Annotated in this window: 22 protein-coding genes and 1 other RNA gene; 5 read left to right on the top strand and 18 right to left on the bottom strand. The window is 45.4% G+C overall.

The genetic code is table 11. The features are described 5' to 3' along the window. Positions 1 to 5: 5 nt before the first annotated feature. From BR02_RS0107140 to BR02_RS0107120, 5 genes are all read left to right on the top strand, one after another. Positions 6 to 1388 carry an FAD-binding oxidoreductase gene (locus BR02_RS0107140; protein WP_031515631.1) on the top strand — a complete coding sequence of 461 codons (1383 nt, stop codon included), beginning with the start codon at positions 6 to 8 and terminating at the stop codon, positions 1386 to 1388. Between the two features lie 11 nt (positions 1389 to 1399). After that, the gene (locus BR02_RS0107135) at positions 1400 to 2686 is read left to right on the top strand and encodes a (Fe-S)-binding protein (protein WP_031515629.1); all 1287 of its coding nucleotides are present in this window, start codon (positions 1400 to 1402) and stop codon (positions 2684 to 2686) included. A gap of 2 nt (positions 2687 to 2688) precedes the next feature. Continuing rightward, entirely contained in the window at positions 2689 to 3261 is a 573-nt protein-coding gene (locus BR02_RS0107130) for a LutC/YkgG family protein (RefSeq protein ID WP_051688183.1), read from the top strand. Further along, positions 3258 to 5411, top strand: coding sequence for an L-lactate dehydrogenase (quinone) large subunit LdhH (gene ldhH, locus BR02_RS0107125; protein WP_207640995.1), 2154 nt, complete (start codon positions 3258 to 3260; stop codon positions 5409 to 5411). Before BR02_RS0107130 ends, ldhH begins: the two co-directional genes overlap by 4 nt. Before the next feature lie 136 nt (positions 5412 to 5547). Next, positions 5548 to 6264 (top strand): FadR/GntR family transcriptional regulator, encoded by a 717-nt coding sequence (locus BR02_RS0107120; RefSeq protein ID WP_031515623.1) that lies wholly within the window; start codon positions 5548 to 5550, stop codon positions 6262 to 6264. On the opposite strand, the gene BR02_RS0107115 is transcribed toward BR02_RS0107120, so the two are convergent. The 18 genes from BR02_RS0107115 to aspS all read right to left on the bottom strand — a co-directional run bounded on the left by BR02_RS0107115 (position 6257) and on the right by aspS (position 22713). Next, the gene (locus BR02_RS0107115) at positions 6257 to 7651 is read right to left on the bottom strand and encodes a VanW family protein (protein ID WP_051688182.1); all 1395 of its coding nucleotides are present in this window, start codon (positions 7649 to 7651) and stop codon (positions 6257 to 6259) included. The genes BR02_RS0107120 and BR02_RS0107115 overlap by 8 nt on opposite strands. Positions 7652 to 7767: 116 nt before the next feature. Continuing rightward, a complete protein-coding gene (locus BR02_RS0107110) occupies positions 7768 to 8034 on the bottom strand; it encodes a DUF1292 domain-containing protein (protein ID WP_031515618.1) in 267 nt (88 codons plus the stop codon). A 93-nt stretch (positions 8035 to 8127) separates the two neighbouring features. Then, positions 8128 to 8544 carry a Holliday junction resolvase RuvX gene (gene ruvX, locus BR02_RS0107105; protein ID WP_031515617.1) on the bottom strand — a complete coding sequence of 139 codons (417 nt, stop codon included), beginning with the start codon at positions 8542 to 8544 and terminating at the stop codon, positions 8128 to 8130. A gap of 9 nt (positions 8545 to 8553) precedes the next feature. Then, positions 8554 to 9501, bottom strand: coding sequence for an aldo/keto reductase (locus BR02_RS0107100; RefSeq protein WP_031515615.1), 948 nt, complete (start codon positions 9499 to 9501; stop codon positions 8554 to 8556). Positions 9502 to 9528: 27 nt separating this feature from the next. Continuing rightward, the gene (locus BR02_RS0107095) at positions 9529 to 9792 is read right to left on the bottom strand and encodes an IreB family regulatory phosphoprotein (RefSeq protein ID WP_031515613.1); all 264 of its coding nucleotides are present in this window, start codon (positions 9790 to 9792) and stop codon (positions 9529 to 9531) included. A 314-nt stretch (positions 9793 to 10106) separates the two neighbouring features. Further along, the gene (gene alaS, locus BR02_RS0107085) at positions 10107 to 12740 is read right to left on the bottom strand and encodes an alanine--tRNA ligase (protein ID WP_031515611.1); all 2634 of its coding nucleotides are present in this window, start codon (positions 12738 to 12740) and stop codon (positions 10107 to 10109) included. Between the two features lie 156 nt (positions 12741 to 12896). Next, positions 12897 to 13937, bottom strand: a complete 1041-nt coding sequence (locus tag BR02_RS0107080) for an AI-2E family transporter (RefSeq protein ID WP_031515609.1) — start codon at positions 13935 to 13937, stop codon at positions 12897 to 12899. A 94-nt stretch (positions 13938 to 14031) separates the two neighbouring features. Continuing rightward, a complete protein-coding gene (locus BR02_RS0107075) occupies positions 14032 to 14217 on the bottom strand; it encodes a hypothetical protein (RefSeq protein ID WP_031515607.1) in 186 nt (61 codons plus the stop codon). 28 nt (positions 14218 to 14245) lie between these two features. After that, positions 14246 to 14443, bottom strand: a complete 198-nt coding sequence (locus BR02_RS15615) for a hypothetical protein (protein WP_169738582.1) — start codon at positions 14441 to 14443, stop codon at positions 14246 to 14248. 99 nt (positions 14444 to 14542) lie between these two features. Continuing rightward, on the bottom strand, positions 14543 to 15640 hold the full coding sequence (gene mnmA, locus BR02_RS0107065; RefSeq protein WP_031515605.1) for a tRNA 2-thiouridine(34) synthase MnmA: 1098 nt from the start codon (positions 15638 to 15640) through the stop codon (positions 14543 to 14545). Between the two features lie 21 nt (positions 15641 to 15661). After that, positions 15662 to 16033, bottom strand: coding sequence for a Fe-S cluster assembly scaffold protein NifU (gene nifU, locus BR02_RS0107060; RefSeq protein WP_031515603.1), 372 nt, complete (start codon positions 16031 to 16033; stop codon positions 15662 to 15664). Between the two features lie 33 nt (positions 16034 to 16066). Beyond that, the gene (gene nifS / locus BR02_RS0107055) at positions 16067 to 17287 is read right to left on the bottom strand and encodes a cysteine desulfurase NifS (RefSeq protein WP_031515600.1); all 1221 of its coding nucleotides are present in this window, start codon (positions 17285 to 17287) and stop codon (positions 16067 to 16069) included. A 36-nt stretch (positions 17288 to 17323) separates the two neighbouring features. Further along, positions 17324 to 17758, bottom strand: a complete 435-nt coding sequence (locus BR02_RS0107050) for an RrF2 family transcriptional regulator (protein WP_031515599.1) — start codon at positions 17756 to 17758, stop codon at positions 17324 to 17326. Between the two features lie 218 nt (positions 17759 to 17976). Next, positions 17977 to 19269 (bottom strand): replication-associated recombination protein A, encoded by a 1293-nt coding sequence (locus tag BR02_RS0107045; RefSeq protein WP_337999129.1) that lies wholly within the window; start codon positions 19267 to 19269, stop codon positions 17977 to 17979. Positions 19270 to 19365: 96 nt separating this feature from the next. Further along, positions 19366 to 19695: a thioredoxin gene (gene trxA, locus BR02_RS0107040; RefSeq protein WP_031515595.1), complete on the bottom strand. Its 330-nt coding sequence runs from the start codon at positions 19693 to 19695 to the stop codon at positions 19366 to 19368. 103 nt (positions 19696 to 19798) lie between these two features. After that, complete coding sequence (locus BR02_RS0107035; protein ID WP_034638977.1) at positions 19799 to 20539, bottom strand: tRNA threonylcarbamoyladenosine dehydratase; 741 nt, start codon at positions 20537 to 20539, stop codon at positions 19799 to 19801. A 113-nt stretch (positions 20540 to 20652) separates the two neighbouring features. Beyond that, a non-coding RNA gene (gene ssrS / locus BR02_RS15075) (6S RNA) lies at positions 20653 to 20832 on the bottom strand. Positions 20833 to 20910: 78 nt separating this feature from the next. Continuing rightward, positions 20911 to 22713, bottom strand: coding sequence for an aspartate--tRNA ligase (gene aspS / locus BR02_RS0107030; RefSeq protein ID WP_031515591.1), 1803 nt, complete (start codon positions 22711 to 22713; stop codon positions 20911 to 20913). Position 22714 lies beyond the last annotated feature (1 nt).

Below are 22714 nucleotides of genomic sequence, written 5' to 3'. Positions count from 1 at the left end.
TAACAATGTCCAAGCAGCAAGTTATTCAAGAGCTGGAAAAAGCCCTTGGCAAAGATAATGTCATTACCAAACATGAGGAACTAATTTGTTATTCCTTTGATGCCACCCCAGACATGCCAAGCAAAACTCCCGATGTGGTGGTTACTCCCACTAGTACCGATGACATTGTTAAAATTGTAAATATTGCTAAAGAATTTAAAACTCCCATATATCCCAGGGGTTCTGGCACCAACTTAAGCGGTGGCAGCATTCCTTTAGAGGGCGGTATAGTGCTGTCTACTTTAAAAATGAATAAAATTATCGAAGTGGACGCCGATAACCATGTTGCAGTTGTTCAACCGGGCGTTATTATCCAAGACTTAAACAATGCAGTGGCAGTTCACGGTTTAATTTATCCCCCCGATCCGGGCACAGTGACCACCGCCACCATGGGAGGCAGTGTATCGGAGTGTTCCGGTGGTTTAAGGGGTTTAAAGTACGGTGTTACCAAAGATTATGTGATGGGTTTAGAAGTGGTGTTGGCCAACGGTCAGGTGGCACGCTTTGGTGGAAAAACAGTGAAAAATGTTACTGCCTACGACCTCGTAAAGTTATTCACCGGAGCAGAGGGCACTTTAGGTATCATCACTGAAATTACCGTTAAATTAATTCCTGCCCCCCAATCAAGGGCCACCATGTTGGCTACCTTTGGCAGTTTAGAAGATGCAGGCAACGCCATCAAAGGTATTGTAAGTAATAAGGTAATACCGGCAACCTTAGAAATTATGGACCAGGTCACCATACGCACAGTTGAAAACTTTGCTAAGGTGGGCCTACCCACCGATGCCCGTGCCATTTTACTGATTGAAGTGGATGGCATTGCTGAAGTAGTAAACAAGGAAGCAGAAATTGTTAAGAAAATTGTCAATGACAACCAAGGTAATATTAAAGAAGCCAAGGACGATCAAGAACGTGACAATTTATGGACTGCGCGCCGGGCAGCACTGCCGGCATTGGCACAGGTTAAACCCACCACAGTGCTGGAAGATGCCACCGTACCCCGCAGTAACATTACAGAAATGCTGGTGGCCATTGAAGAAATAGCTGAAAAGTATAATCTGAACATTGGCACCTTTGGCCATGCAGGTGACGGCAACCTGCATCCCACCATCCTAACCGATGAACGGGATAAAGAGGAAATGGAAAGGGTGCATCAGGCGGTAGAGGAAATATTTAAAAAGGCATTGGAGCTTGGCGGCACACTGTCAGGTGAGCACGGCATCGGCATCGCTAAGGCCCGTTTCTTAGAATGGGAATTAGGCAAAAGCGGTATATATGTTCTAAATAGAATTAAAGAAGCACTGGACCCCGAAAACCTGTTAAACCCTGGAAAAATCGTCTCTAAGTAAGGGGGGTAAGCATGAGTTATTTAAAAAAGTTTCCGGAAATTGAAGAAGAAGTAATTAAGTGTATGAAGTGTGGCAACTGCCAAGCAGTGTGCCCCCTGTACAAGGAAACAAAAGCTGAAGCAATGGTGGCCCGGGGTAAGGTGCGTTTAGCTGAAGGAATTCTCAGCGGTGAGATACAGCCCACCGATGAGTTAACAGCTGTTTTTGATAAATGCCTCACCTGTAAAGCCTGCGCAGCCAACTGCCCTTGCGGTGTGCAGCCGGATAAAATAGTTCTTGCCGCCAGATCGGAATTAGTTAAAAAACGCGGTTTGCCATTGGCTAAAAATCTAATATTTAAATGTCTTTCCAACCCTTCCTTGTTTAAAACAGGGATGAAAATAGGTTCTAAAACCCAAGGTCTCTTCTTTAAGCGGCAGGGTAACAAAATGAGCCCCCGCTATCCGGTAAGTGGCTTGGAATTGCGCCGGGTTATACCTGCCTTGGCGGATAAATCATTCCTGGCAACAGTGCCTGAAGTAAATAAAGTCGCAAAGGCAAAAAAGAAAGTTGCCTTTTTCAGCGGCTGCACCGCTAACTTTGTTTATCCCAAGGTGGGCTACTCATTACTTGAAGTTATGAAACACAATGACGTTGAAGTTATTGTGCCAAAAGAACAGCATTGCTGCGGGGTACCGGTATTAATGCATGGTGACACAAAGACCGCAGTGGAAATGGCCAAATCTCACGTCAACATTTTTAGTAAATATGAAGTGGACGCCATTATCACGGTATGTGGCACATGCGGTGAAGCCTTTAAAAAATACTACCCCGAGCTGTTAAGTGATCTGCCGGGATATGGCGAAAATGCAAAAATGCTATCTGAAAAGACCTATGACTTTACACAATACCTAATTAACCAATTGGGTTTAGAAACTGAAAAATTAGGGCCTGTCAATAAAACAGTGACCTACCACCAACCCTGTCACGTGGGTCGCGGTATGGGGGCAGTCACTGAGCCAATAGAAATAATCAAAGCCATACCGGGGATTAAATTTAACCCTTTGAAACAGCCCGATCGTTGTTGTGGCGGCGCCGGCTCATTTAGCTTAACCCATTACAATTTATCCTATAATATTTTAGAGTCTAAATTAGCCGATATTGAATCATCGGCAGCCGATACGGTGGTAACAGGCTGTGGTTCTTGTCGCATGCAGTTAACCGACGGTTTAACCCAAGAAAAAATGACCCAATCGGTAATGCACACAGTTGAACTACTGGCTGAATCCTATCGCAACGGCAGTGAAAAGAGGGGTTAATGTTGACAAAACAAATTAATGAAACAGAAAGCCTTTACGCTGAGTTTAAACAAAAGGCAGAGGCGGTCTCTGCCCAGGTCTATAGAGTTAAGGACCTCAAGGAAGCAGCGGCACTGCTCACAACCATAACTGAAGAGGGCGGCTATAAGAAAATTGTAGCCGCACCATCCCCCATGGTTGATAAGTGCCTGTCATCTGCTGAAATAAAGGCCGCTGTGCACACTGAAGATTTACGTAAAAATGCAGAAGATGCCTGTATGGGCCTGTCCGAAATGGATATGGCCATTGCTGAAATCGGATCACTACAGCAAGATTCAACTGACGTCAACCAACGCTTGGTATCCACACTGCCAAATGTTCATGTTGCTTTGGTAAAAACAGAAAGTCTCGTCGCTAATTTGTCAGAGGCATTATCAATTATTGGTAAAAACAAAGACAAACTTCCGGGCTACATTTCATTTATCACCGGGCCCAGTCGCACTGCAGACATCGAGCGTGTGCTTACCATTGGCGTACATGGACCTGCTGAGTTAAAGGTAATTTTTGTTGATAGAGCCGGAGGTGATGCACAATGAGCGGCTGCCGGAATATGAAGAAAAAAATCCAAAATGCCCTGGACAACCCCAATCTACAAGGTGCACTGGGCCGTTTTGCAGATTCCTATGTTGACGCCAGGGCCAGGGCCTATAAAGGCAAAGATTTTGAGGCGCTGCGAAGTCAAATTGCTGATAAAAAAGGATCTGCAGCTAAACGAATGGAAGAACTGGCCCAACAGTTCAAGAAGAACGCAGAAGCCAGAGGTGCCAAGGTATACATTGCTAAGACCGCCGATGACGCCAAAAACTATATCCGCGATTTAGCACTGGCCAACAATGTTAAACAAGTTATTAAGTCAAAATCAATGGCATCGGAAGAAATTTACCTTAACCACTTCCTTGAAGAAAACGGCATCACGGCAGCGGAATCGGATTTAGGGGAATGGATTATACAATTGGCAGGAGAATCTCCATCTCACATGGTCATGCCAGCAATCCATCTGACCAGAGCTGAGGTGGCAGAAATATTTTCTAAAGAGGTAAATGAACGTCTGTCTGATGATATTCCTAAGCTGGTAAAAGTAGCCCGGAGTGAATTACGGGAAAAATTCTTATCGGCAGATATGGGAATATCAGGGGCCAACATTGCGGTGGCTGAAACCGGCACCATTATAATTTTAACCAACGAAGGTAATGCCAGACTTACAACCACCCTACCACCCATTCATGTGGCACTGGTAGGAATGGAAAAATTGGTGGAAAAGTTTTCAGATGCCGGACCCATAATGGAATGCCTACCGCGCAGTGCAACAGCCCAACAATTAACCAGTTACGTCACCATGATAACAGGTCCCACCCCCACGGCACTGCCAGACGGTACTGTACAACCAAAAGAACTGCACATCGTATTAATGGATAACGGTCGTACCAAAATGAAAGACGATGAAATATTTAACGAGGCATTGCAGTGCATCCGTTGTGCATCATGCCTAAACGTGTGCCCCATTTACCAGCTGTTGGGCGGGCACGTTTTTGGCAGCGTATATACCGGCGGCATCGGCACCGTTTTAACGGCCTTCTTTAATAATTTTGAAGACGCCGGCGAACTGCAGAACCTATGTATCAGCTGCGAACGTTGTAAAGAGGTTTGCCCCGGTAAAGTTAATATCCCAAAACTAATACTGGAACTGCGCAACAGGGTTGTGGCAAAAAACGGCTTGCCCGCCGGACAAAAGTTTTTATTAAATAGCCTTCTGCCCAATAGAAAACTCTTCCACAGCATGCTGAAGGTGGCCAGCAAAGCACAAAAGCCCTTTGTAAAGGACAAGATGGTGCGTCACCTGCCAATGTTCTTAGCCGGTTTAACAGAGGGGCGCAGCTTGCCGGCCCTTGCAGATAAACCCTTCCGTGAGCAGCTAAATGAATTGGGCACCGTCAACAGCCCTAAGTATAAAGTGGGCTTCTTTGGTGGATGTTTAATTGATTTTGTTTACCCAAACCTGGGCAGGTCGGTAAATAAAATTCTTAAGAACATGAATATGCAGCTGGTTTACCCATTGGAGCAGGCATGCTGCGGAGTACCGGCCAGTCACATGGGTGCAAGAGAGGCAGCGGCCAATTTGGCTAAACAAAACATTGCAGCCTTCGAAAAAGCCGGTGTGGACTATATAGTTACCGCCTGTCCCACCTGTACCGCAGCACTTAAGCACGATTATGTGAGCCTTTTACAAGAAGACAAACAGTGGGCAAAAAGGGCAAGGGAATTTGCAGACAAAGTTGAGGACTTCTCAAACTTTGTTGCTACCCAGACCGACGGCGGTAAAACATTGGCATTAAAATCCAAAGATACCACCACTGTGACCTATCACGACTCTTGCCACCTGCGTCGTCATCTAGGCATTTTTGAAGAGCCCAGGCAATTAATTAGGGCTGCAGGGTTAGATCTCAAGGAAATGGCCTGGTCTGACCGTTGTTGTGGATTTGGCGGCTCATATACCCTGCGCTTCCCTGAGCTTTCACAGCCCATATTGCAGCAAAAATTAGCTAATATTAAAGACAGCGGTGCAGAAATAGTAGCTATGGATTGCCCCGGCTGCTTGATGCAAATTGGCGGCGGCCTGGATAAGGCCAATTCTAAGCAAAGGGCAAAGCATACCGTTGAATTATTAGCTGAAAGACTTAATGACTAAATATTCTATTGTCATAACTATTTAATTATTATAATATAAGTACAAGAAAAGTTATGCCTCAATTATTAAAGCGGGTACTAACTTTTCTTGTATATTTAACTTTTGCTACATTAAAAAAGAATGAAGGTGTGTTACTATGGATTTTCAACCCATTCGCACCAAAAAGATTTATCAAGAAATAATAGACCAAATAAAGGGTTTAATTGCAAAGGGCAGTTTAAAGCCAGGGGACAAGTTAATGTCTGAACGCGAGTTAGCTGAAAAGATGCAGGTGGGCAGATCGGCAGTGCGGGAGGCCTTTCGAGCGCTGGAAGCCATGAAAGTTATTGAAATTCGCCCCGGTGAAGGCACATATATACGGGAAGCCAGCGCAGATTCCATTGCCGATGCACTTTCCCTGGTGCTTCAAGCCGACCAAAAAACCGCCAGTGAATTAATGGAATTAAGAAAGATTCTGGAGGTCGAGTGTGCCAGACTGGCTGCTAAACGGCGTAGCGGCAGAGATCTAACGGCCATGAAAAAGGCACTGGAGCAAATGGCAAAGGATATTGAAAATGGCGATTTAGGCGACAGAGCCGATTTGGCCTTTCACTATTCTGTGGCAAAAGCCGCCAGCAATACCATGGTCTTGCGATTGATGACCACCATAGCAGACACCATGATGCATGTAATGCGCACAGCCAGGGTTGAGTTATACCGTGATCCCAAACTGCCCCATAAGCTATTACAAGAACACCTGATAATTTATCAGGCCATTGCAAACTCCGATTCCGAAGCTGCACAAAAAGCAATGTACGATCACCTGCAGGGTATAGAGTCCGCTGTATTTAATAAAAAGAACCAATCTAGTTAGATGATTGGTTCTTATTCTTTGGTGGAACAATTACCGGTTCCGGGCTGGCCGTTCCCACGGCAATGATTTTATTTATGGGGCTGTATTTACTTACAGGCAATTGCTCCCGCTTGATTACAACCCCCTCTATCATTACCACTCTCTCAGCATGGGCCACATAACCTCTAACTCCCTCTTGCTTAACCACCTGCTGTCCCTGTTTCAAGTTTTCATCTTCTTCATATATAATTTCCGGTTCGATAACTTCTTCTATCCAACTGTTAATTATTACCTCTCGGTTGGCCCTGGAATTGCCGAAAATCTTTATGGTTAACTGCCCTTCACCAACGGTAGCCTTAATATACAGACACCTGCCGGTATTATTTTGAAACTTAAAATCTACGTACTCGTATACCACAGTGGCATCTCTTCCTATGGGAACATAAGTAACGGGAATACTATGATTTTTACGGTGGGATACTATCAAGTCCGCTAACAACACAGCGTTATAAAGGGTAGAAGACACCTGGCAAACGCCCCCGCCAACATCCTCAACAAATTCATTATTTATAATCACCTGGGCTGACTTATATCCCGCCTCTGAACTGCGGGGGCCCACCACCTCGTTAAAAGAAACCTCCTGGCCGGGAGTAACCAAGAGCCCATCCAGGGCGTTTGCTGCCACCTTAATATTGTAAGACCTGTTAATGAGACTGGCATCAAACTTGGTGGTGTAAGTAGAAAGCAATCCGTCTATGCCCATATTTTCAATATCTTCGGTACTATAGGCCGGGGGTACATCCTCCACAGGAATGGCCATTACAATATCCGAAGAAGCCAAAATTTCTTTTTCCAAGCTCCCTTTAATTTTTTCTATGTTCACCCTTCGCCCGGTTCGGGAGGGAGTAATTTTCACCCGGTCATTATCATCAATAAGAAAGGCAGCATCCTGCGGCTCAACATTTAAATGGGGTGCGTACAGGTCTATAACTGCTGCTAACTTTTCACCGTCCACCTGAACCACCGGGTAAAGATTATAACCTTCGACAGATATTTTCCTTTTTGTTTTTAACCGTTCAACAACATTGCCCTTCTTACCTAACTGCATTGCCTTACCTAGGGTTGCCTCTTTATCAATTTCAAAACCCACCTGGTGGAGCTGAATTTGCCACCGCTCTTCCCCGTAGGTTAAGGTTACCGGTATTTCTTTCATTTGTTTTTCTAAAAGAAGCAACCTTTTACCCGCTTCCTCTTTACCCATGCCACCGATATTTAGGTCTCTGACCTTTATGCCGGGCATTATGTCATGGGATGAAAATGCCAGGTACCATTTGCCTGCATAAGCAACTGCAAGCAGCAGCACCAATATAACAGTCACTATGCCAACAGTGATACATTTACTTCTCACCTCAGACCCCTCCGGCCGAAGACACTATACTTAAATTATAATTTTGTCCGGCAGTATTATGACTGTTATTAATTTTCTCCAAGAAACATTAAAGGGCGCATTAAGCGCCCTTTAAGCTAAGCATCTTCCCCTTCTTCAGTCACCAATTGCTCCCATGCATCAGCTACCATTTCCCATTCTTCATCATCTTCAAGGTCAATTAAAATGTCGTTATCATCTTCGTCCTTGGCAAATTTTAAAATTACCGCTTCGTCAGTTTCTTCCTTTGCAGGTAGCAAAATAGCATATTCAGAACCGTTAATCTCAAGAATATCCACCACTGTAAAGTCGTGTTCTTGTCCTTCTTCATCCACTAGTGTGATCACTTCATCGTGCTCTGGCAAATTATCACCTCTTATATAAATAATCAAAAGAATACTATACCAATTATAACCAAAAGTCAATATCTTTAACCCTTATTATTGAGCCTTATTTATTTACATATTAGATTGACGATCCAGGTAGCCTTGGAGTATGAGTGCCGCCGCCATTTTATCCACCACTTTTTTTCTTTTTTTTCTGCTGACATCTGCACCGATAAGCAGCTTTTCTGCTGCCACAGTGGTTAGCCTCTCATCCCAAAACTCCAATGGTAAACTCAATTTGTTTTTGATTAGGGTTGAAAAAATTTGCACCTTTTCTCCTTGGGGCCCCAGGGTGCCGTTCATGTTTTTCGGTAAGCCGACAACAATCTTTTCAACCTGGTATTCATCTACCAGCTCAGCAAGCCGATTAATATCAGCTTCTTCATTGGTACGTCGAATTACTTCAATACCTTGTGCCGTCCACCCCATTAAATCACTGATGGCCACCCCTATTGTCTTATCGCCAACATCCAGGCCCATTATTCTCATATAAACCCCCTATATTACCTTGATACAAAACTCCGGGCACACCGCACCACAGTACCCGCACAACCTGCAAAGATCCTTATTAACCACAGCTTTATTGTCAACTAAACTTAAGGCCCCTGCCTGGCACCTCTCCACACAGGCACCACAACCTTGGCACCACCGGTCGATATGCAGTTTTCTTGGTTGCCTCTTTACCCGCAACTGCAGCTCTAAAGGTATTTTTTCATTGTTAAACTTTTTTACATTATAATCAACCTCGTCAAGGGTCTGCATACCCATTGCCACCGACGCCAGTTCATTCAGGGCTAGTACATAATCTACCGCCTCATCATATCGGGCCAGCAGATTTCCACCGCCCAAGGCCTTCATGCCATAAAGACCTTTATTGGCATTGTAGGCAACTTTAATGGCATCTAACATATCATTAACAGTGCCGTCTTGAATACCTACACCTTCAATGTTAATTAAGGGATGTATCACATCAATCTCATTGAAGCTTGCTGCCGCAAGCACGCCGTCCACACAATGGGTAGATATGCCCACCGCCCTTACCTTACCGGCTTCCTTTGCCTTAAGAAGATATTCAAGGGCCTCATAATGGCCTTCTATTGTCAATCTTGATTCCTGTTCATGAAGTAAAAAGATGTCAACCCAGTCTCTGTTTAATTCTCTTAATGCTGTTTCCAGACTTTCTTTCATACCTTCAGCGGTATAGGCGTAACTCTTGGTGGCTATGTAAACCTCAGAGTCCCATCCTTTTATTGCCTCTTTAATATATGGGTAGGTCTGGTAATACTCCGCAGTATCAATAAAATTTACCCCGCATTCCAGGGCTCTGCGCAGTACAGCAGCTCCCTGTTGCAGGGTCAAGTTTGCTTGCAGTGGACCAATTGTCAATGCACCAAAGCACAACCTGGAAACCTTAATTTGAGTATTTCCCAACAGTCTATATTGCATAACCATTACTTCCTCAACTGTAACACTTTACTTATTCTTTTCCAAATAATGCCTTACCAATTCCTCGAGCAGTTCATCTCTTTCCATGCGCCTTATTAAACTGCGGGCATTGCCGTGACTGGTAATATAAGCCGGGTCGCCGGATAACAGGTACCCTACAAGCTGATTGATGGGGTTGTAGCCCTTCTCTTCCAATGCAGCATAAACTGTCATCAATATATCCCTGGCCTTGTTCTCTTCCTCAGCTTGCACCTTAAACATAACAGTATCTTGCGAAAAATCCCTAGTCATGGCAAAACCTCCCACTTGTAATATTGCCCATTTAACAACAAGTATTCGCTGGAAACAGCAAATCTCCTTTACTTGGAAAAATATTATTGTAACCCATGGCACGCTCTACCCATATTATATTGATGTAACAAGATTGTTAAAAGGAGGTCGCAATATGGGTTACTACGGTGGTTATGGCCAGCAAAGTTTCATTATCTTCTTAATCCTCATTTTATTACTTTTCAGTGGTCCCGGTTATGGTTACGGTCCATATTCTGAAAATCAGTAACAGCTAAAAGCCGACCTCTTTGGGGTCGGCTTTTAGCATTCATCAGTTACTGCAGCTGACCCTCGATAACAGCATAGGCCTTATCCATGGCCTCTTGTAATTTAGATGCATCCTTTCCTCCGGCCTGGGCCATATCCGGGCGGCCGCCTCCGCCTCCACCCACCACCTGGGCCACTTCTTTAATTACCTTTCCTGCATGAACACCTTGCTTTACAATATCCTTGGTGGCCGCAGCAACCAGGCTTACCTTTCCTGCATTATCTGCCCCTAAAACCACAATGCCGCTCACCAGTTTATCCCTTAACAGGTCGGCCATACTGCGCAGGCCATCCATATCTTTGGCACTGACAACTGCCGCCAGCACCTTTATTCCTTTAATTTCCCTTGCCTGGCCTAAAATGCTGGCCACTTCTTGCCTTGATAATTGACTTCTTAAGGATTCAAGTTCACTTTCCAGGTCTTTTACACTCTGCTGTAAACCTTTTACCCGCTTAACAACTTCTGACGGGGTAGCCTTAACTGCCTTGGCAATTTGGGAAATCTGTTCTTCCTTTGCCTCCAGGTATTGCAAGACACCCCGCCCGGTTACTGCCTCAATGCGGCGGGTTCCGGCACCAATACTGCTTTCACTGACCAACTTAAATAAGCCTATTTCGGCGGTTGAGTTAACGTGGGTACCTCCACATAACTCCAAGCTAAAATCACCCATCTTAACCACTCTGACATTACTGCCGTATTTTTCACCAAACAGGGCTGCCGCTCCCATGGACTTGGCCTTTGATAGGGTGGTCTCAAAGGCCTCCACCGGTAAGTTTGCTAATATCATATTATTAACCAATTCTTCAATACGTTTAAGCTCTTCGGGGCTAGGGGCGGCAAAATGAGTAAAGTCAAAACGCAAACGGTCCGGTTCCACCAGGGACCCTGCCTGGTTAACATGATCTCCCAGCACTTCCTGCAGAACTTTGTGCACCAGGTGTGTGGCAGAGTGATTTCTGGCCACATCTTGCCGGCGACTCCCCTCAACCTCCACATCAACGGTTTGGTGGCGTCTTACTTTACCGGCAATCACCTTTCCGTGGTGTACTATAAAATCATCCAGCGGCTTACTTACCGCATATATCTCCACCTTAAAGTCTTCTCCAACAATATGCCCGTGGTCTGACACCTGGCCTCCGGACTCGGCATAAAAAGGAGTAACATCCAAAATAAGCTCTATTTCTTCCCCTGCTTCAGCCGATAACTCCTGCAGCCCATCCTTTAGGATGGCCATAATATTGGCTTTGCCCTCCAGCAAGCTGTATCCGGTAAATCTCGTTACACCCAATTCTTCCCGCAGTGCCTTATACATTACACCGCGCTCGGATAAATACTCGGTTTCCTGCCTGGCACTGCGTGCCCGCTGTCTTTGCTTTTCTAAGGCCTTGGTAAATCCCTCTTCATCAACAGATAAGCCGTTTTCCTCGGCAATTTCCTTGGTTAGCTCCAAGGGAAACCCGTAGGTGTCATATAATTTAAAGGCATCTGCACCGGCTATTACAGTATTGCCTGCGGCCTTGGCCTCGGCAGTCAGCTTAGCTATAATCTCTGTTCCCTGGGCCAGAGTCTCTAAAAAGCGCTCTTCTTCCGTTCGTATAACCTGTAGTATATGCTCTTGCTTGGCTTCTAAATCCGGATATGCCGAAGCCATTTGTTTGATTACCGCCGCCGAAACCTTATGCAGAAAGGTATCCTGCATACTCAAAACACGCCCAAAACGTACTGCCCGGCGCAGCAATCTACGGATTACATAGCCTCGGCCTTCATTGGACGGCAAAGCCCCGTCGCCAATGGCAAAGGTAATGGCCCTGGTATGGTCGGTTATTACCTTTAAGGCTAAATCCTTTTCGTCATCTTCACCATATTTAACCTTTAACAGGGACCCGGCATAGTCCATAATTTCGCGCAGCAGATCGGTATCAAAGTTAGTTTTAACCTTTTGCATCACCGATGCCACCCGTTCCAAACCCATGCCCGTATCAATACCCTTGTTTTCCAGGGGTGAATAGTTCCCCTCTTCATCACGGTAAAACTGAATAAACACCAGGTTCCAAATCTCCAGATAGCGATCACAGTCGCAGCCAACGGCACAATCCTTACTGCCGCAGCCCCTCTCTTCACCCAAATCAATATAGATTTCTGAACATGGGCCGCAGGGACCGACACCGATTTCCCAATAATTTGTGTCCTTGCCCATGCGTACAATTCTATCCTTGGGCACCCCAACCTCTTTATGCCAAATATCAAAGGCTTCGTCATCATCCATGTAAATTGTTACCCAAAGTTTCTCCTTTGGCAAAGCCAGCACCGATGTTACAAACTCCCACGCCCAGGGAATGGCCTTTTCCTTAAAATAATCTCCAAAGGAAAAGTTTCCCAGCATTTCAAAAAAGGTGTGATGTCGCGCTGTTTTTCCCACCTCTTCAATGTCCGGAGTGCGCAAACATTTTTGGCAAGTGGTAACCCGCAGATTCTCGGGGGTGGCTTTTCCCGTAAAATATGGCTTAAAAGGCACCATGCCCGCTGCAGTCCATAGTATACTTGGGTCGTTGTGGGGAATTAGCGACGCACTGGGCAGTATTTGATGCCCGCGCTCTTCAAAAAACTTTAAGTATTTCTCCCTAATTTCGTTACCGGTCAATGGTATTTCCTCCAGTCTATGTAATTCCTATATAACAGAAAAACCTTCCCTCCCAATGGACCTTTTGTGGGGGCGGAAAGGTTACTATCTTCAGCGTTCTTTTGCGATTATTATACAGAATATTCCTCGCATGTGTCAAGAACACCAATAAAAGAACTAATAGATCTTAGAAAAAAACTGATAGCCATGAACAAGCAATACCCGAATAATTGCGGCCACCGGCACCGCCAACAACATGCCCACCACCCCATAAAACTCTAAACCGGCCAGTAATACCAAAATAATGGTTAAGGGATGCAGTCCAACGCTGTGGCCCAATACCTTGGGCGCTATAATATAACTTTCAATTTGTTGAATTACAATTATTGCCAACACTACTTTTAAAGCCAACACCTTTGAATGCAGCAGTGCGATGGCCACCGCCGGCACTGCACCTATAAAGGGGCCAAAGTAGGGTATTAATTCTGTCAAACCGGCAATAATCCCCAGCATCACCGCATATTCAACACCCAAAAGAACCATGGCAAGGCCGGTTAAGGTGCCCACAAAAACCATTAATATTAGATGGCCGCGAATAAAACTGCTCAGCACTGTGTTTATCTGCCTGGACAGCGACCACAGGCCGGGGAAATATTTTTCCGGAAACCTGCTTTCTATCCATAACTTGAATTTATCTAGGTCTTTTAAGATGTAGAAAGCCAACACCGGGGCCAGAACAATGTTTAATACATAACCAACCATGTTAAAGATGGAATCCACAAGCTGCTCCAAGGTTTTTTGCAGCCTTAATTCCAGGTCGTTAATTTGTTGGTCTATTACCACACGCAAACCATCAGGAACCCCTGTGCGGCTATAGGTGGTTTGAATATCAATCATTAACTGTTCAACCTGGGCCGTATAGGTGGGCAGCATATCCACCAGTAAATGCAGCTGCAAGACCAACCGGGGAATTCCATACATCATAACTGCAGCGGCAACAATTGAAACCCCTGCATAGGCCAGTAAAATAGCTAACACCGGATGGGTGCCCCTTGCTTCCATTGAACGAACCACCGGGTATAACAAATATACCAATATTAAGGCCAGCACCATTGCCAACAGCAGTCCACGGATAAGATATACAAAATATAAACCGGCAAATAAGAGGAGGGCAAAAAATAAATATTTATATATCCTTTTAGACTGCCTAAAGGCCATAAGCAAACCCCCTGATAAGCAAAAGAAAAACTTTGGTTGAGCCTTCAATTTTTAATAAGTATAAAAGTGAGGTCTATAAACCTCACTTTTATACTTACCTCACAAGCTCTCTAACGGTTTTGGAAACCCCTCTTAACATGCGGTTTGCTTTCCGTTTACGCCTCATTCCAAGCCCCATTCCAATAATACTGTTGCGTTTTTTATGATTAGGATTGATATACATACTCATGGCCATAGCAATAATTCCCCCTGCCACCATGCCTCGCCAAAAGCCATTCATTAAAAGACTCACCCCCTCTGTTTTGTGTCTACAAGATATTTTGATTGGTGGGATCAAAGGAAACCAAACTGCCGTCTTCAGCAACCTCATATATTTGTACGCCTTCTTTATTTTTTCGGTATTCCAGGCAGCAATCCCAGCAATAATACTGTTCAACACCCACCTTACCGGTGGACTTGCCACCACAAACAGGGCAGTTCAAATTTGCGGCCTCCTTTCCAAGCATTAGTATAAGTATTATTGCCAATTAACAAATATCTCATGCATTAAAAAAGCTGACCCACGCCATGACAGGGTCAGCTTTTTTGCAAATTTTATATAATTGTTAAAGGGCTCCCGCCTTCTCTATTGTTCCCCCACCCACCAGGTAGTCACCTTGATAAAATACCACCGCTTGGCCTGGGGTTATTGCCTTTTGGGGTTGGTGAAAATGTACATGTACTCTGCCCCCGGCCAGCGGTTTGATGACAGCCGGCGACGGTTTAGCATTATACCTAACCTGGGCCTCCACCTCCACCGGCCCTGTTAATTCAGCAAATAAAATGAAATTGTTATCATAGCTTATCAAGTCCTGTTTTAAAACAGCCTCTTCCGGTCCCAGTATTACGGCATTGCGTTTGGGATCGATATCCACCACATAAATTCTTTCGCCGGTGGCAATTCCCAATCCCCTTCTTTGGCCAATGGTATAATTATGTATACCCTTGTGCTCCCCTAACACCTTACCGTTGACATCTAAAAATAAACCCTTTTTAAAATTACCTCCGGTACGCTCTTCCAAAAAGTTTCTATAGTTGTTATCCGGTACAAAACAAATTTCTTGACTTTCTGGCTTAGACGCCGTGGACAGCCCCAGTTGAGAGGCCATAGCCCTTACCTCTTCCTTGGTAAATTCAGCCAGGGGCATCAAGGTGTGCTCAATTTGGTGCTGGGTCATGTTATAAAGCACATAGGTCTGATCTTTTTTGTCATCCTTGGCCTTTTTGATTGTCCAGCGTTTATGCTCATCTGAGTAAGCCAGTCTGGCATAATGACCGGTGGCAACATAATTGGCACCCAGGGCCAAAGCCTTGTCCAAGAGCGCCTCGAACTTCACATAGCGGTTGCAGGCTATGCAGGGATTAGGGGTGCGACCTTTTATGTATTCTTCTGTAAAATAATCAATGACCTTTCTCTCAAAGATGTCACGGAAATTCAACACGTAATAGGGAATGCCCAATTTGTCGGCAACACGCCTGGCATCATCCACAGCGGTAAGGGAGCAGCAACCCACGTAGTCATCATCCACCGCCGTTAAGTCGGGGTCCCAAATTTGCATTGTCACCCCAATACACTCATACCCCTCTTGTTGTAAAAGAGCGGCGGTGACAGAACTGTCTACGCCGCCGCTCATGGCCACAATAACTCTTTTGTTAGAACTCAAAGTTTTCACCTACGTGACTTTTTATTTTCCGTGCTTTTTAAGATAGTCCTCTATGGCAGCATGTAGAGCATCGGCAGCTAGGTTAGAACAGTGCATCTTTTGGGGAGGCAGTCCATCCAATGATTGGGCCACCGATTTATTGGTAATCTTCATGGCTTCTTCCAGGGTTTTTCCCCGAGCCATTTCAGTTACCATGCTGCTGGTGGCAATGGCCGCTCCACAGCCAAAGGTTTGAAACTTAATATCCTCTATTATTCCATCCTTTACCTTTAAGTATATTTTCATTATGTCGCCACAGGATTGATTTCCAACCTGGCCCACAGCATCCGCATCTGGCATTTCCCCAACATTACGCGGGTTAGAAAAGTGATCCATTACTTTTTCACTATACATATTTTGTCCTCCCCCATACTAAATATAACAAATTTATTTATTATCTCCGCATTCACAGGAGGCACAGGAACACGGTGTACAAACACCGCCGGCAGCCAGCGGAGACATCGCCCGTAAACGTTCAATAATTGGCACTAATTTATCTACAAAATAATCCACATCTTCTTCAGTGTTATATTTGCCCATGGATATTCTCAAACTGCCGTGGGCCATTTCATGAGGTATGCCCATGGCCAAAAGCACATGGGACGGTTCCAGGGAACCTGAAGTACAGGCCGAACCACTGGAAATAGCAATCCCTTGCATGTCCAAAGAAAGCAGCATTGACTCTCCTTCTATAAACTCTATGCAGAAACTGGCATGGCCAGGCAAACGCATGGTAGGATGGCCGTTTAAACGTACATTGGGTAAACTGTTTAATACCCTATCCACCAACTTACTGCCGAGCTTAGTTAACTTCTCTGCATTTTCTTCCCGGTTAGATACCGCTATTTCAATTGCCTTACCTAAGCCAATGGCACCCGGCGCATTTTCCGTTCCCGGACGGCGCCTCCGCTCTTGCCCGCCCCCATACAAGATGGGCTGCCACCAGGTACCCCTGCGAATATACATGGCTCCAATGCCCTTAGGACCATAAATTTTATGACCCGAGAGGGTAAGCAAGTCCACATTCAAATCATCCACATTAACCGGTAACTTGCCGATGGACTGTACTGCATCGGTATGAAAAATAATTTTACGGTCTTGCTCCCTTAGCATTTTACCAATTTCAGCAATGGGCATAATTGTGCCCACCTCATTGTTGGCGTGCATAACAGACACAAGAATGGTCTTGTCTGTTATGGCATTGGCAACATCTTCCACACTGACCATGCCGTATTGGTCAACGGGTAGAACAGTAAGCTCAAAACCCTCTTTAGCCAAATACTCACAGGTGGTCAAAACACAGTGGTGTTCCACGGCGGTGGTGATAATGTGGTTACCCTTTTGTTTATTGGCCAAGGCAGCCCCCCGCAGGGCCATGTTTGCAGCCTCGGTACCGCCGCTGGTAAAAGCGATTTCACCAACATGGGAAGCGCCGATGGCTTTAGCAACCTGTTCCCGGGCTTCTTCCAAAGCCTGTTTAACCTTTCTTCCAAAGCCATGTACGCTGGAGGGGTTACCAAAATGATCTGTCATGTAGCTCATTACCAATTTAGCTACTTCGGGATCCACCGGGGTGGTGGCAGAGTGGTCAAAATACACTTTACGCATAAATTGCTAGGCCTCCTCGTCTGCAATAGCTAGTTTCTATTTCCGTTGCTGCTCAATTTGCTCAGCCTCCAAACACATGTCGGCAAGACTGATCGAATCAAGTACATCATTAATGCTATCCCGCACCTTTGCCCAGACATTGCGTGATATACAGTAATTAAACTGATCACAATCCCCCGGGTCTGTTTCATTAACACATTCAAGCGGCGCTATGGGACCTTCCAGCACTCTGATTATGTCACCCACAGTTATTTCATCGGGTCGACGGGCCAAAATATAACCCCCCTGGGGCCCACGCACACTGTTTACCAACCCTGCTTTACGCAAGGCCGCTATTAACTGTTCTAAATAATTTTCAGATAACTGCTGCCTCTCGGCAACGGTCTTCAAGGGTATGGGGTTCTCACTGTAGTGGAGAGCTAGGTCAAACATTGCCCTTAACCCATAATGCCCCTTGGTGGACAACTTCAAAAAACCACCTCCGGGTTGTCTTATTAAACCCTAGTAAACAACTAGGTTTTATCTGAAAATATAATAGCACAGCAAACTGAGCACTGTCAATGAAAAACCCTAGTGCAGCACTTGGTTATTTTTCTTTAACAAAATTAAGCAAAACCCGCTATATTAATTAAATCCTGGCTAATAAGAAAATAGCCTTGGCAACTATGATGTCCATAAGTTTGAACACCTTAAGTTTCTTTGCTTAGCTTTCTTAGCTGTATAATCTTTTCTTTCATTTTCCTTTCAACGCCCCTGTCATTGGGCCGGTAGTACTCTGTCCCCACCAGCTTATCCGGTAAATACTGCTGCAAAACCCACGCGCCGGGATAATCATGGGCATATTTATAGCCCAGGCCATGGCCCAGTTCCTTTGCACCTTTATAGTGGGCATCGCGCAAATGTACAGGCACATTTCCGCAGTCTTTCTTTCTTACATCTGCCAAGGCTTCGTCTATGGCCCGGTATGCCGAATTACTTTTGGGGCACAGGGCTAAGTAGATCACCACCTCCGACAAAATAATGCGTGCTTCGGGCATGCCAATAAACTGAACTGCCTGGGCGCCGGCCATTGCCACCGGCAGCGCCTGGGGCTGGGCCAGGCCCACATCTTCTGAGGCACTGATCACCAATCTGCGGGCGATAAACTTCACGTCTTCGCCGGCGGCCAGCATCCTTGCCAGATAATGCAAAGCCGCGTCGGGGTCACTGCCCCTGATTGATTTAATTAGGGCCGAGGCCACATCATAATGATTATCCCCGGATTTGTCATATTTCAACATTTGCTGCTGCAAACATTCTTCAGCCACCTTTAATTCAAATTGAATTATGCCTTGGGCATCGGGCTCCGTGGTCAGCACCCCCAACTCCAGGGCATTTAAGGCAGTGCGGGCATCACCGCCACTGGCTTGAACCAGATGTTCCAGGGCGTCGTCATGTAAATTTACCTTATATTTACCCAAACCGCGGCTTTCATCCCTGAGGGCATTATGTAATATTTTTTTTATGTCATCCGGTGTAAGGGGATAAAATTGAAATAGTGTGGAACGGGATCGCAAGGCATTGTTCACTTCAAAAAAAGGATTTTCTGTGGTAGAGCCAATGAGGGTGATTAAACCCTGTTCCACAAAAGGTAAGAGGGCATCCTGTTGACTTTTATTTAAGTGATGTATTTCATCTAAAAACAAAATTACCGGTCCGGTGCGCTGGGCCTTATCTGCCGCTTGCCTAATATCTTTCACACCGCAGGTGACAGCATTTAACCGTTCAAAGGACCGTTGCGAGCTATGGGCCACTATTTCCGCCAAGGCTGTTTTGCCGGTCCCCGGCGGACCGTAAAATATGGCCGACCCCAAGCGCCCAGCCTTGATGGCCCTATATAGGAGCTTGTTTTCCTCTAAGATGTGCTCCTGCCCCACAAATTCCTCAAGACAGCGAGGACGCATTCTGGCAGCTAAAGGCAAATGATCAGGATAAAACAACAAAACTTTCAACCTCCTGAAGATATATAGAGAACTTAGTTTACACCAAGCCGCACAAGAAATATTAAAAGCACGCGCCCTTGCACGTGCTTTTAATAATTAGAGATGTTTTTCAATCATCTTCAATAATTCATCTTTTTTACGAAAACCAATGGCACGTTCAACTTCTTTACCGTCTTTAAAAAGCACCATTGTAGGTATACTCATCACTTGGTATTCACCCGGAGTGCTACGGTTATCATCAACGTTTATCTTAGCAACTTTCACTTTGCCAACCAACTCGTCGGCCAGTTTTTCCAGTTCCGGTGCAATCATCTTACAGGGTCCGCACCACTCAGCCCAAAAATCAACCAGCACCGGCATATCGCTGCCATTAACTTGCTCTTTAAAATCAGCATCGGTGAGAATGATAATGTTTTCGCTTGCCACATAACTCGCCCCTTTCTAAATGGTCATGTATTTACCAAGAATATTTTGACATGTTTACGTCGTCCTTACAGCTTAACATTATAATACCTACTAAAAGCCCTTGTCAAATTTCTAAATTTTCCGATTTATTAAGATTGTGAATCAAATCATTTACTACAATGCTTGCCAACATTAAACCCGCCACCCCGGGCACAAAGGATATGCTGCCCGGTACCTGGCGGCCATCTGTGTTTTGGCCGGACTTAACCGGTTTTATTGGCTGTTCGGTGGAATACACCACCTTAACTCCCCTGAATATGCCTGCCTTTTTCAGCTCCCTCCTTACTACCTTGGCCAAGGGGCATACCGAGGTTTCAGAAATATCTGCCTGTCTAAGGGCACCGGCATCCAATTTATTGCCTGCCCCCATGGCCGCGGCAATAGGTATTTTGTTCTCAACACATCTTTTAATTAAATCTAACTTGCCCCTTACATTATCAATTGCATCCACCACATAATCTATATCTGAAGTAACAAACCTACTTCCATTTTCAGGGGTGTAAAACTCTTTAACAGCCTCCACCTTTATATCAGGGTTAATTAATTTGACCCTGTCGGCCATCAGTTTTACCTTGGCCTGGCCCACCGTGTTGTCCAAGGCGTGAATCTGCCGGTTAATGTTGGTCAGACAAACATCATCAGAGTCCACTAAAAGCAGGTGCCCCACCCCGGCCCTGGCCAAAGCCTCAACGGTGTAAGAGCCTACGCCGCCTACACCAAATACAGCCACCTTACTGCATTTTAATTTATGTAAACCCTGGGAACCGATGATAAGCTCGGTGCGTGAAAAACGGTGTAATCCCACTCCTACTCTCCCCCCGGTTAAGGTTAAAGCCAACCTCTGTCTAATTATCACCAATTCTTAATTAAATATTAAAAAATCAGTGTGCAGCATTCACGCAGGCACACTGATTTAATTTAGTTCCCACCAATGCCGTGTTCATCTTAAAAAAACTTGAACCTGATGCTCACAGGTGGGTGCCCTCCTGATTGCTTCATGTTTCCTTACTTAGGCATACAATTCACCGTCAGAGTGGGGCTCCCCTCATTATGGTGTTGGCTCAACTTTCAAGATGAACACGTTCACAGCAGGGAAGTTAGTTTTCTAAACTTTCAACTTAATCTTTATTGCTAACATGTTACCATAGTTACAATCTCCTGGCAAGATGTATTAAATTATTTATCGCCCTGCTGCAGTGCCATTTTGCCTGACTGTTTAATGTGCAATTCCTTTAACTGTTTGGCATCCACCTCGTTGGGTGCGCCGGTCATCAGGCAGGTGGCACTGGAAGTCTTAGGAAAGGCAATTACATCCCTAATGCTGTCTTTGCCTGCCAGCAGCATTACTAAACGGTCAAATCCAAAGGCTACCCCCCCGTGGGGTGGGGCACCGTACTCAAAGGCCTCTAACATGAAGCCAAATTTTTCCCTTGCTTCATCATCACTGAGCCCAATGGCCTTAAACATTTTTTCCTGTATTTCCCGGTTGTGTATTCTAATACTTCCTCCTCCAATTTCCACTCCGTTAAGTACCATGTCATAGGCCTTTGCATGCACCTCTTCCGGTTTATCGGTCAACAGCTCAAGGTCGCTGTCCAAGGGGGCAGTAAAGGGATGGTGCATGGCCACATGGCGCCCTTCCTCCTCATCATATTCCAGCAGGGGAAAGTTAACCACCCACAGGAAGTTAAACTGATCCTTGGGGATAATATCCAAACGCTCTGCCAAATGCAGGCGCAGCGCCCCCAGCGAAGCAGCCACCACATCCGGACTGTCTGCCACAAATAACAGCAAGTCCCCCGCTTTAGCCTCAAACTTATCTAAAATATCATTTATTTCTTCCGGTTTAAAGAATTTGGCTATGGGCGATTTAACACCGTCCTCGGTGACAATAAAGTAGGCCAGTCCCTTTGCTTTGTATATTGCCACATATGCCGTCAGGTCATCAATTTCTTTACGGCTAAAGTGGCCACAGCCTTTGGCGTTAATACCCTTAACCAAGCCCCCGTTTTTAACCACACTGTTAAACACTTTAAATCCACATTGGGCTGCCAAGGGAGAGATATCCTTTAATTCCATACCAAAACGAGTGTCCGGTTTATCTGTGCCAAAGCGATCCATTGCCTCGGAGTAGGATATTTTTGGGATTGGCAAATTAACTTCCAAACCGATTGTTTCCTTACAAACATAGGCAATCATCTCTTCCATCAGTGAAGTGACATCTTCAACGTCCACAAAGGACATTTCAATATCTATTTGGGTAAATTCAGGCTGCCGATCGGCCCGCAAGTCTTCATCCCTAAAACAGCGCACTATTTGGAAATACCTTTCCAAACCCGACAGCATCAGTATTTGCTTAAATATTTGCGGTGATTGCGGCAGGGCATAGAACTTTCCGGGGTTTACCCTGCTGGGTACCAGGTAATCCCTGGCCCCTTCGGGAGTACTCCTGGTTAGCATGGGTGTTTCTATTTCTAAGAAATTGTTCCGGTCAAGGAAATCCCGCACAGCCTTAGATGCCCGATGCCTTAAAATCATGGCCTCCTGCATTTCAGGGCGGCGCAAGTCAATGTAGCGGTACTTTAATCTCAGGTTTTCATCCACGTCGATCCCATCTTCTATGTAGAAGGGAGGGGTTTTGGCCTTGTTTAAAACAATCAGCTTGTCGGCATATACCTCTACCATGCCGGTAATCATTTTGGGATTGGCTGTGCCCTCAGGGCGCCCGTAAACTTTCCCCTTAACAGCCAATACCCATTCACTTCTAATGGCCTCCGCCTTGTGAAAAGAATTTTTATCCACCTCAGGGCTGAACACCACCTGCACTATGCCGGTACGGTCACGTAAGTCCACGAAAATAAGGCCACCATGATCCCGGCGGCGCTGTACCCAGCCCATCAGCACTACCTGTTCATCTATATTTTCACTTCTCAGCTCACCGCACATATGGGTTCGCTTTAAAGCATGCTCTGTTTGCATG

It is taken from the genome of Desulfofalx alkaliphila DSM 12257, from assembly GCF_000711975.1.
GTDB classification, from domain to species: domain Bacteria; phylum Bacillota; class Desulfotomaculia; order Desulfotomaculales; family Desulfohalotomaculaceae; genus Desulfofalx; species Desulfofalx alkaliphila.
Note: the sequence above shows the minus strand (reverse complement) of the source record. Positions and strands in the feature narration are given on the sequence as shown.

What these genes read in the sequence shown, in the direction of transcription:
- BR02_RS15615 (WP_169738582.1), bottom strand. Translation starts at nt 14,443, where the DNA reads ATGCTTGGAAAGGAGGCCGCAAATTTGAACTGCCCTGTTTGTGGTGGC.
- BR02_RS0107095 (WP_031515613.1), bottom strand. Translation starts at nt 9,792, where the DNA reads ATGACTAGGGATTTTTCGCAAGATACTGTTATGTTTAAGGTGCAAGCT.
- nifU (WP_031515603.1), bottom strand. Translation starts at nt 16,033, where the DNA reads ATGTATAGTGAAAAAGTAATGGATCACTTTTCTAACCCGCGTAATGTT.
- BR02_RS0107080 (WP_031515609.1), bottom strand. Translation starts at nt 13,937, where the DNA reads ATGGCCTTTAGGCAGTCTAAAAGGATATATAAATATTTATTTTTTGCC.
- BR02_RS0107135 (WP_031515629.1), top strand. Translation starts at nt 1,400, where the DNA reads ATGAGTTATTTAAAAAAGTTTCCGGAAATTGAAGAAGAAGTAATTAAG.
- BR02_RS0107100 (WP_031515615.1), bottom strand. Translation starts at nt 9,501, where the DNA reads ATGCAATATAGACTGTTGGGAAATACTCAAATTAAGGTTTCCAGGTTG.
- BR02_RS0107075 (WP_031515607.1), bottom strand. Translation starts at nt 14,217, where the DNA reads ATGAATGGCTTTTGGCGAGGCATGGTGGCAGGGGGAATTATTGCTATG.
- aspS (WP_031515591.1), bottom strand. Translation starts at nt 22,713, where the DNA reads ATGCAAACAGAGCATGCTTTAAAGCGAACCCATATGTGCGGTGAGCTG.
- ldhH (WP_207640995.1), top strand. Translation starts at nt 3,258, where the DNA reads ATGAGCGGCTGCCGGAATATGAAGAAAAAAATCCAAAATGCCCTGGAC.
- BR02_RS0107140 (WP_031515631.1), top strand. Translation starts at nt 6, where the DNA reads ATGTCCAAGCAGCAAGTTATTCAAGAGCTGGAAAAAGCCCTTGGCAAA.
- BR02_RS0107120 (WP_031515623.1), top strand. Translation starts at nt 5,548, where the DNA reads ATGGATTTTCAACCCATTCGCACCAAAAAGATTTATCAAGAAATAATA.
- nifS (WP_031515600.1), bottom strand. Translation starts at nt 17,287, where the DNA reads ATGCGTAAAGTGTATTTTGACCACTCTGCCACCACCCCGGTGGATCCC.
- ruvX (WP_031515617.1), bottom strand. Translation starts at nt 8,544, where the DNA reads ATGAGAATAATGGGCCTGGATGTTGGCGATAAGACAATAGGGGTGGCC.